General features: G+C 36.1%; 7 protein-coding genes and 1 pseudogene. 2 read left to right on the top strand and 6 right to left on the bottom strand.

Annotation, left to right across the window (positions count from 1 at the left end):
- Positions 1-51 precede the first annotated feature (51 nt).
- The 3 genes from nrfD to Q0L29_RS09545 are packed head-to-tail and all read right to left on the bottom strand — an operon-like array spanning position 52 to position 5,850.
- Complete coding sequence (gene nrfD / locus Q0L29_RS09555) at positions 52-1,425, bottom strand: NrfD/PsrC family molybdoenzyme membrane anchor subunit (protein WP_296621147.1); 1,374 nt, start codon at positions 1,423-1,425, stop codon at positions 52-54.
- 18 nt (positions 1,426-1,443) lie between these two features.
- Positions 1,444-4,545, bottom strand: coding sequence for a TAT-variant-translocated molybdopterin oxidoreductase (locus Q0L29_RS09550; RefSeq protein WP_296621145.1), 3,102 nt, complete (start codon positions 4,543-4,545; stop codon positions 1,444-1,446).
- 33 nt (positions 4,546-4,578) lie between these two features.
- Positions 4,579-5,850, bottom strand: a complete 1,272-nt coding sequence (locus Q0L29_RS09545) for a c-type cytochrome (protein WP_296621144.1) — start codon at positions 5,848-5,850, stop codon at positions 4,579-4,581.
- A gap of 788 nt (positions 5,851-6,638) precedes the next feature.
- On the opposite strand from Q0L29_RS09545, the gene Q0L29_RS09540 reads away from it, so the two are divergent.
- The gene (locus Q0L29_RS09540) at positions 6,639-7,592 is read left to right on the top strand and encodes an aldo/keto reductase (RefSeq protein WP_296621141.1); all 954 of its coding nucleotides are present in this window, start codon (positions 6,639-6,641) and stop codon (positions 7,590-7,592) included.
- Between the two features lie 117 nt (positions 7,593-7,709).
- Here Q0L29_RS09540 and Q0L29_RS09535 read toward each other — a convergent pair whose 3' ends face one another.
- On the bottom strand, positions 7,710-8,177 hold the full coding sequence (locus Q0L29_RS09535) for a PolC-type DNA polymerase III (protein ID WP_367275769.1): 468 nt from the start codon (positions 8,175-8,177) through the stop codon (positions 7,710-7,712).
- On the opposite strand from Q0L29_RS09535, the gene Q0L29_RS09530 reads away from it, so the two are divergent.
- The gene (locus Q0L29_RS09530; RefSeq protein ID WP_296621138.1) at positions 8,148-8,270 is read left to right on the top strand and encodes a hypothetical protein; all 123 of its coding nucleotides are present in this window, start codon (positions 8,148-8,150) and stop codon (positions 8,268-8,270) included. The two genes, Q0L29_RS09535 and Q0L29_RS09530, sit on opposite strands and share 30 nt — an antisense overlap.
- A gap of 56 nt (positions 8,271-8,326) precedes the next feature.
- Here Q0L29_RS09530 and Q0L29_RS09525 read toward each other — a convergent pair whose 3' ends face one another.
- Positions 8,327-8,701: a putative nucleotidyltransferase substrate binding domain-containing protein gene (locus Q0L29_RS09525; protein ID WP_296621149.1), complete on the bottom strand. Its 375-nt coding sequence runs from the start codon at positions 8,699-8,701 to the stop codon at positions 8,327-8,329.
- A 111-nt stretch (positions 8,702-8,812) separates the two neighbouring features.
- Positions 8,813-9,696: pseudogene (locus Q0L29_RS09520) on the bottom strand (DUF294 nucleotidyltransferase-like domain-containing protein).
- Positions 9,697-9,777: the final 81 nt, after the last annotated feature.

The raw sequence follows: 9,777 nt of genomic DNA, 5'->3' as shown, positions 1-9,777 counted from the left end.
CTGACTCGTCATCAAAAATCCCTACGATAAAGTTTTTACCGCTTTCCATAATTATTTTTTGTTTTCAATTTCACCTGAACTAGATTTCAATACTGCTTTTACCTCTGCCATATTAATCACTGGGAAGAATTTAGCAAAAGAGAAGAACAGTGTAAAGAATAAACCAAAACTGAATAGGTAGATTCCCATATCATAAATAGTAGGGCTAAACATTGCCCAACTTGATGGAAGGTAATCTCTATGTAGCGAGGTTACTATAATTACAAATCTCTCGAACCACATTCCAATGTTTACCACAATTGATAATATGAAGGTCGCCCATAAACTTGTTCTAATTTTCTTGAACCAGAATAACTGAGGCGAAACCACATTACAAGTCATCATTGACCAATATGCCCACCAATAAGGTCCTGTTGCTCTATTTAAGAAAGCATATTGCTCATACTGAACTCCTGAATACCATGCCATGAATAACTCAGTTATGTAGGCAACACCCACAATTGAACCTGTTATCATGATGATGATATTCATCAATTCAATATGGTTAATGGTAATATAATCTTCAAGATTGTAAACTTTTCTGGTTACCAACATCAGTGTTAGTACCATCGCAAATCCTGAGAAAATTGCACCTGCTACGAAATAAGGAGGGAAAATAGTAGTATGCCAACCTGGAATAACCGAGGTAGCAAAGTCCATGGATACAATGGTGTGTACTGAAAGTACTAAAGGAGTGGCTAGACCGGCTAAAACCAAAGATACGGTTTCATATCGTTGCCATGTTTTTGCAGCTCCATCCCATCCAAAACTTAAAGCTCCATAAATGGCTTTTGATATTTTGTTGGTCGCTCTATCTCTGATTGTAGCAAAATCAGGAATTAATCCTATATACCAGAATACTAAGGAAACTGTAAAGTAAGTTGAGATCGCAAAGAAATCCCATAATAAAGGAGAATGGAAGTTAACCCATAATGAACCCCAAGTATTTGGAATTGGAACAAACCAATAGAAACTTAACCAAGGTCTTCCTGTGTGGATTAATGGGAATAATAAGGCACAGATAACGGCAAAAATTGTCATTGCTTCTGCCGCTCTGTTAATGGATGTTCTCCATTTCTGACGGAATAAAAGCAATACTGCAGAAATCAAAGTTCCTGCATGACCGATACCTACCCACCATACGAAGTTGGTGATATCCCAAGCCCATCCTACGGTTTTGTTCAAGCCCCACATGCCGATACCATCCCAAAGGGTGATAGCCAAGGCATAGCCTCCAACAAATAGTGCCCCTAAGGAAAGTGCCATAGCTGCCATCCATTTTGGATTTGGTTTGGCTTCTACATGCCTACAAATATCATGAGATACATCATGATAGGTTTTATTTCCCGTTACTAATACTTCTCTTACAGGTGAAGTGACTTCCATATTGCTAAAGTTATTAAATTAAGCCTTAGTATTTACTTTATCTTTATTTCTGATTTTGGTCATATACCAAACGTTAGGTGCTACACGCAACTCTTCCAAAACATGGTAAGCGCGTTCTTCATTCACCTCTTTAATTGGTTCACTATTGCTCTCTTCCAATTTCAAGTATTTGGAAATAGCTGAGTCTTGATTATTCAAGTCTCCGAACATGATAGCATCTGAAGGACAAGCTGAAGCACATGCTGTGTTCACATCTTTATCTTCCAATGGTCTCTTCTCTTTCTTAGCTTTCAATTTACCCGCTTGAATTCTTTGAACACACATAGAGCATTTTTCCATAACTCCACGAGAACGAACCGTTACATCTGGATTCAACACCATTTTACCTAGGTCATTATTCATAGATAAGTTTTTGTCAAACTTAGTATTGTCATGGTATTTGAACCAGTTGAATCTTCTTACTTTATAAGGACAGTTGTTAGCACAATATCTTGTACCTACACATCTGTTGTAAGTCATTTGGTTTAGTCCTTCTGAACTGTGAGTAGTGGCCGCAACCGGACAAACAGTTTCACAAGGTGCATTATTACAATGCTGACACATCATCGGCTGGAAAGTAACTTCAGGATTTTCTGCTGCTTTTTCCAAACCATTTGTATCGTCTGGAGATGCATCTGAGCTGTAGTAACGGTCAACACGCATCCACTGCATGTCTCTTCTCATTACTACTTCCTCTTTACCCACAACCGGAATATTATTTTCAGATTGACAAGCAATTGTACATGCTGCGCAACCTGTACATGAGTTCAAGTCAATAGCTAATCCCCAATGATGGTTATTATATTTGTGACCATTCCAAAGTGTTAATTTAGAAGGTTTTACTTTTCCTTTGCTAGTGGCTATATGTGGTTGGAAGTCTCTCTCCCAGCCTTTCTTTTTGTAATCCTCTAATAAAGCTTCTTGAATTATTGTCTCACGCCCCATGAATGTTTGGTGCGTTTGAGTCTGTGCCAATTGGTAGCTTCCAGCAGTTCCATCTACACTAACACCTGATGTTAAAACATAAGATCTAGTGCCGTTAAGCTGCGTTAAGAAAGGATAAACATCAAATCCAACTCCGTTAGCAACTTTACCTGCCATTTTTCTACCGTAACCTAAAGCAAGACCAATGGTATCATTTGCCTGTCCTGGCTGAACCAATGCAGGAACTTCCATTGACTGACCATTGATAGTCAATTTGATTAATGAAGTCTTCCCTTCAAAGATTTTAATTCCTAAGTCATTGGCCATTTTTTGTGAGATAGTAGCATAGTTATCCCAAGTGGCTTTTGAAATTGGATCCGGTAATTCTTGTAACCAAGGGTTATTGGCATGATGACCAGTTCCCATAGATACTTTTTGATAGAAAGCTACTTCTAAACCAGTATTGTTTGGCTTATAGTTTTTATTGATTCTATTCGCTGTAGCAGATAAATCTACACTTTGAGCGGATACATCACTACTTTCTACATTATAGGTGAATACACCATTATATAAAGTTTTATCCCAGAAAATATCAAAAGTTGGCTCTTGACCACTGAAGTGGTTATCTTCCCAATTTTTTCTAAGGAAATTGTAATATTCTTGTTTGTTTCCTGTCCAGGTTAAGAAGGTGTCTTGAGCCTGACGAGTTTTGAATAATGGAGAAATAGTTGGCTGTGCTAAACTTAACTGACCTTTCTTAGGCTCAGCATCATTCCATGATTCTAAGAAGTGATGATCAGGAGCTACATATTTTACTAAATGGGCCGTTTCATCATTTCTATCAGAAGTAGAAACTGATAAGGAAACTTTTCCTAAAGCAGATTTTAACTCCTCTCCCATTCCTGTATCGTAAACAGGGTTGGCATTATAGAAAATAACTGCCTTAATGTTTCCAGCATTCGCCTCTTTCACAAAATTGATGAACGCTGCATCGTCTCCTTTTCTAGCATTTGAGTATTGATTCAAATCGATGGTAGTTCCATAGTTATTCAACATGGAATTGATACCATTTACTAATAATTGAATATCAGTATCATTTGAGCCTGCTACTACTAAAGATTTACCTTTATTAGAAACTAAATCTTTTGCTGCATTTGTAATATTTGCTACCTCAACTTTATTAGTATTGATAGGAGCATTACCCGTCATTTTAGCAACCTCATTATATAATGCTGCAACAACCAATCCTTCTTGTGAAGGTTTAACCGGTGTTCTATAATCAGCATTTGAACCTGTTAATGAAAGATTAGCTTCAAATTGATAGTGACGAGACATTGTTTTATCCTCACTACTAACTTTTCTCGTTTTACTATATTGTTTTGTATGCTCAATCGGAGAAAACCAAGTCCCTAAGAAGTCAGCATTAAAACTTACAATAGTGTTAGCCTTGCTGAAATCATAAGCAGGAAGAGCTTTAATTCCAAACATTTGATCGTTAGCTTCCAACATACCATGCTGAGAAACAGCATCGTACATCACATGCTCAGTATTTCCATATTTATCAGCCATTTGTTGGATGGCTTTTAAAGTTGAAGGTGAATAGATTGTATTAGATACAATTCTGATTTGACCGCCTTCAGCACTTATAGCTTGTAGTTGTTCTGTAACTTCTTTATCGATTGTATTCCAATCAGTATTTTTGCCTTCTTTCAAAGGACCTCTTAATCGCTCTTGATCATATAAAGAAAGTACTGATGCCTCAACTTGAGCATTTACCCCACCTTGAGTTATAGAGGAGTTTTTGTTTCCTTCTATTTTAATAGGCCTTCCTTCACGTGTTTTAACTACGATACTGGCATAATCACCACCTTCTGAGTAAGTAGAAGCGTAGTAGTTAGGGATACCCGGATCAACATCAACAGGCTTATTAAGATAAGGGATTGCTTTTCTTACAGGTGCTTCACAAGCAGCTAAAGAAGCTGCAGCAACACCAAACCCCATCATTTTCAAGAAATCCCTTCTGGAAGTACTTCCATTGGACTCTTTATTCTCATTGATTGGTAAGTACTCAGGAAATTCCTTTTCTGCATTTTTAACAAATGAAGGATCATTTGTTAATTGTTCAGTTCCTTTCCAATATGTTTTTTGATCACTCATATCTATGATTAATGAAGTCTTAAATATTTTTTATTAATAATGACACTTAGCACACTCTAAACCACCTATATCCACTACTTTCAAGTCGCCACCATCATGTGCTTTGACTAAATCATCGTAATACGCATTTCCTTTGGCATTTACTTTAGTCTCTCTGTGACAGTTGATACACCATCCCATTGTCAATGTGCTCCATTGTTTTACTACTGCCATTTCCTCTATTGGGCCATGACAAGTTTGACACTCAATTTCGCCTACATTCACGTGCTGAGAGTGGTTGAAGTAAGCCAAATCAGGAAGGTTATGTACCCTTACCCATTCAATTGGCTTAATATTATCACCATACTCACCCGTTTCAGGATCGTAATCTATAGCTTCATATATTTTTGCTATTTCTTTTGATTCAGTTTTGATAGCCGTATGGCAGTTCATACATATATTAGCTGAAGGGATGTTAGCACTTTTACTAATCATAACTCCAGTATGACAATACTGACATTCAATTTCGAACTGACCTGCATGAATCTCATGAGAGAATGCAATGGGCTGTGTTGGCTGATAGCCTTGCTGAACACCAACAGTATAAAGACCGTCAATAACTGTTTTGGCTACAACCGCTGTAAAGATCAAAATTACAAAGAATAAGAAGCCATTGCTTCTTACCAGCTTGTTAAGATTTAATTTTTGATTTACAAATTCTTTATCTCTCTCGTCAATGTCTTCTTTTTGATTGATGAATTTAGTCAAGACCGTTACGATCAACACCAAAACTACCAAGATCAGGATAAGAACAATGACGAATCCAACTATGATAAGAGTTAAATATTCTGAAGGAATACCTCCACCTCCACCAGATCCTGCTTCAGTAGCAGCTCCACCAGCATCAGCTGTTGCTTCTTGTGGTGGGTTTTCAGTTTGGTATTTAACATACCCCAAAATATTTTTGATTTCTTCGTCAGCGAAGTAATCAAAGCTAGGCATCACTGCCTTTCCATATTCATTGTAGAGATTAACTGCATATTCATCTCCGCCTTGGATTACTTTTTGCGAATTTTTAACAAAATTCAATAACCATGGCAACTCTCTTCTTTCGTAAACGTTTTTAAGAGCAGGTCCAATCATTTTCTGTTGAACTTGGTGACAAACAGCACAATTATTTTTAAATAGTTTTTCACCATTGGCAATCGCTTCTTCGCTTGTTGGCAACTCAGAAGCCTGAGCAAGAGCATTATTGGGTAATGATAAAAAACTCACTAATAGGAATGCTATAAAGGATAAGCGAGTAATATACGTTTTCAAAGACATATTTATTTGTTCATTTAGCATCTGGGAACACCAATTATTAATTGGGTACAAATCTACTGCCCAAAGCCATTATTTCAAATACATTTCGTGCACAAATTTGGCATTTTTATAATCCAATTCACAAAAAAGGGCTTAAACAACTGAATTCAAGCGTTTTATAGTATTTTTATTATAAAAAACTATTCTAATTTAGAAAAATTATAAATAGTTCGCCATTTGAACTTTTCCGCTTTTAAAGAAAATTAGTGGAATAATGCAATGTATTCACTGCTAAGTATTGAAAAGGATGAGGTTTGGTTCAAAATGTAATTTTGTTACCGAGGCAACTTATTAAAGTTAATTGACCTTTCACAAATTTCACAATTGAAAGTAAAGGCTATTTTTCCAAATTACCGGGAAATTAAACCAGAAAAGTAAGCTTAAGTAGTTCTTTTGCTTTCTTTTTATTGCTACATACTTATATTTCTCCTAAAGCAATCGACACCCCTGTAGTCCCCTTAAGGGGACAGTCTCACAGATTTATTTTATTAGAAAGGAGCAAGCATTGTCAATCTTTTTGTCATTTCTTAATTGAAATAATTAATGGAGAGACTCTGAATCAAATTAAAAAACAAAAGAAATTCTGAGCGACTCCCCCCTTGAGGGGGGTGAAGGGGGGGTGAAGGGGGGTGTCAAAGGTTCAAGGTAAACCCAATAACATTCGCATTTAAACCCACAAGTTCACATTTTATTCAACATAATCTAATTGAATTAGTATAATACTATACACACTATAAAACTATAATCACATGAGAAAATTAACTTTTAGAAATGGAGATATTTTACCTGCTTTAGGTTTGGGAACTTGGAAATCAGAGCCTGGAGAGGTTTATAAAGCAGTTTTGGAAGCTATTAAAGTGGGTTACCGACATATTGATTGCGCCTATATTTATGGTAATGAAAAAGAAATTGGGGATGCGCTACAAAAGGCTTTTAATGATGGCTTGTGCACTCGGAAAGAAATATTCATTACCTCTAAACTGTGGAATAATGCTCACTTGCCTGAGGATGTAGAACCTGCACTTAAGCAAACTTTAAAAGACTTACAGTTAGACTACTTAGACCTATATTTAATGCACTGGCCTGTTGCTCAAAAACCTGAATCGCAATTCCCAGAATCCGGAGACGATTTTTTAGGGCAAGACAATGCTCCTATTCAAAAAACATGGGCAGCTATGGAGAAACTGGTAGATGAAGGCCTAACCAAACACATAGGCGTGGCAAATTTCAATATCAATAATTTGGAGAAGTTAAGAGAGATTGCCACTATCAAACCAGAAATGAATCAGGTGGAATTGCATCCTAGATTGGTTCAAGAAGATTTAGTTAAATTCTGCAAAAAGCATGACATTTTGGTGACTGCTTATTCTCCATTAGGCTCAAAAGATAGAGCTAGTCAAATGAAAAAGGATGATGAACCGGATTTATTTGAATTAGATGTTATTAAAAATATAGCGGATAAATACAGCAAAACACCAGCACAGATTTTAATAGCTTATGCTTTGAATCGAGGCATATCTGTAATCCCTAAGTCAACCAATGCCGGAAGGATAAAGCAAAATCTGGAGGCAGATAAAATTGATTTAAGCAGAGATGAAGTAGAAGCCATAAGCAAAGAGGATGAGAATTATCGATTTGTGGATGGAAGCTTTTGGGCACAAGAAGGCTCGCCCTACAGTATGGAAGACCTTTGGGGAAAATAATTACGAATTAGGAATTGAATAATTACGAATTATAAGTTCGTAATGAAGAATTAAAAACAGCCAATGGAAATAAATTTCGTTGGCTGTTTTGGTTTCTTGAGATCATATTTAAATCAACTATCGTATTTTAAGAAAAAGCAAAGCCGTAGAATATGCATCACCCAATGCGGTATGTCTTTCAACTGCCTCAATATTATATCGCTTTAATAATGCATCGAGTGAATAGTTTTCGGACTTAATTTTAATGGAAGGATTATTTTTTTGGTCGTTTTCAATGGCTAATTCTGCAGTATCGATGACTTTGTTAACCAATCTAACTCCAGGAAAGATTTCGGATAAATATCTGTCGACTAAGCTTATATCATGTTTTGCATGGTGAGCCACTAAAACAGCATTTCCGATAAACTTCAAAAATTCAAGAAGGGCTTCCTTTATCTCTTTTCTTTCTTCTTTCCCACTAGTCATTATTTCATGAATATGTACATTTCCTCTCACCCCTGATTTTCCTGTATCAATAAAACAATCAAATGTTCTTTCATTAAAATGCTGTTGTTCATGACTTTTACAGCCCCAATGGACAGTAATTGTGCCTTGGAGATAGTAAGTGAAGACGACTCCGTATCAAAAATTACATATTGGGTTTCAGCATCCTCTCCTGATTTGTTTAAGGCGAAATAATGAGTTATTTCTTCAGGGTAATCTGCTTTTTTGCTATTTTTCCAAAATTTAAATTTCTAGGAAAAATAATTGAATTGAAATCTTAATTCAATCATTTGCTGAAGATCATATATAGGCTCAAAAGCATTTCTCAAAACCTGTCTATCAAACTTTGAAATCTCTTTAATAGGAATAAATCTTCCTGAATCATCATTTCTAATTCCTTCCGAAGCTCTGAAATACATGAGAAATTCATAGGCTTGCACCGCTTGCAAGAATAGTTCTTTTCGTGATTTGTCCAGCTCAGCTAAAAAACGATACCTTTCAATAGTGCTTTTAATGGTAATAATTCCAGCTTCCAAACATAAGATCCGTGCAATATCTATCAATGGCATCATAGCACGAGCTTTCAGATCAAATTCTTCTTTATGCGAGCCGGATCTTTCAACAATTAAATTTTAAAAAAAGCTAAGTGGTGGTGGATTTTTGGTTGCATTTTTTGCTAAAAAGTTCAAAAAGATTTTGTTGGAATTTATTTCATTCTTTAAGAAATTATTGAGCTTTTATACTAGCTCTATATCACCTGAAATATATCTATAGTCAAAGAAAATAGTCGAAAATAAAAGGGCTTCCTTTTCGGGTGAGTGAATCCAACCGCCAAAGCGATCTTGCCATTCAGAAATGCTCAGGCACCAATCAGGATTTCCAGCCATCATATTGGTCGGGCAATATTCAAAACCTGCCTTATAAAGAATCTCATTTACTCGTCTGCCCAACTGAATAAAATATTCGCGTGTATAAGTTAATTGTGCAGCATTTAAATTTCCGAAAATGATGGCATTATCCTGATCTGTTCGTAATAATTGTCCCTTCCTTCGCTACCTAAAGAAAGCCAGGCAAAAGGCACCTCAGGTTTATAGTATTTTTCATCATCCAGTGCAGCTACAGCGAATTGAATAGCTTTTTTTATGAGTGCATCATTGATAGTGGTAATAAGTTGCGAAATAACAGATGTCTTAATGTTTTGCTCAAGGTAATAGCCTAAAAATTGATCTACATTATTTCTATGAAAGCACAATTTCTCTATATTTTCAGCAGACTCAATATTATAGAGAATAGAAAAGGGATTGAATTGCAAATGAGAAAAGAGCATTTGCTGGCTAAAAATACCTACCATATCATCTCCTTTTGTTATCAGCAAATGTTTGATGTTATGCTTCAGCATTGTGATAAGATATTCAGCTAGTGGAAGCCCCAATGGTCGGGAAATTAGATTAGAGGACATGATTTTTGAAACCGGATATTCAATTGAATATGCACCACTGGCTACTTTTGACCTGAAATCAGTATCGGTCACGATTCCCAGTGGCTTCCCTTCCTCATTGGTTACTAACCTGAGTTCGACTCTAATTTGTAAATTCAGATTTTCATATAATTCAATAGACAAGGCGTCTTTGAGAAGATATAGCGGGCTATATCGAGGGAAGATAACGCAGTATATTGGATTATATGGAAAAGCTTTTCCTAT

Origin of the sequence: Marivirga sp., assembly GCF_024636815.1 — a bacterium.
Taxonomy (GTDB): domain Bacteria; phylum Bacteroidota; class Bacteroidia; order Cytophagales; family Cyclobacteriaceae; genus Marivirga.
Note: the sequence above shows the minus strand (reverse complement) of the source record. Positions and strands in the feature narration are given on the sequence as shown.

Coding starts and splice junctions, on each gene's coding strand:
- Q0L29_RS09540 (WP_296621141.1), top strand. CDS start 6,639: ATGAGAAAATTAACTTTTAGAAATGGAGATATTTTACCTGCTTTAGGT.
- Q0L29_RS09550 (WP_296621145.1), bottom strand. CDS start 4,545: ATGAGTGATCAAAAAACATATTGGAAAGGAACTGAACAATTAACAAAT.
- Q0L29_RS09545 (WP_296621144.1), bottom strand. CDS start 5,850: ATGTCTTTGAAAACGTATATTACTCGCTTATCCTTTATAGCATTCCTA.
- Q0L29_RS09530 (WP_296621138.1), top strand. CDS start 8,148: ATGACTTTTACAGCCCCAATGGACAGTAATTGTGCCTTGGAGATAGTA.
- nrfD (WP_296621147.1), bottom strand. CDS start 1,425: ATGGAAGTCACTTCACCTGTAAGAGAAGTATTAGTAACGGGAAATAAA.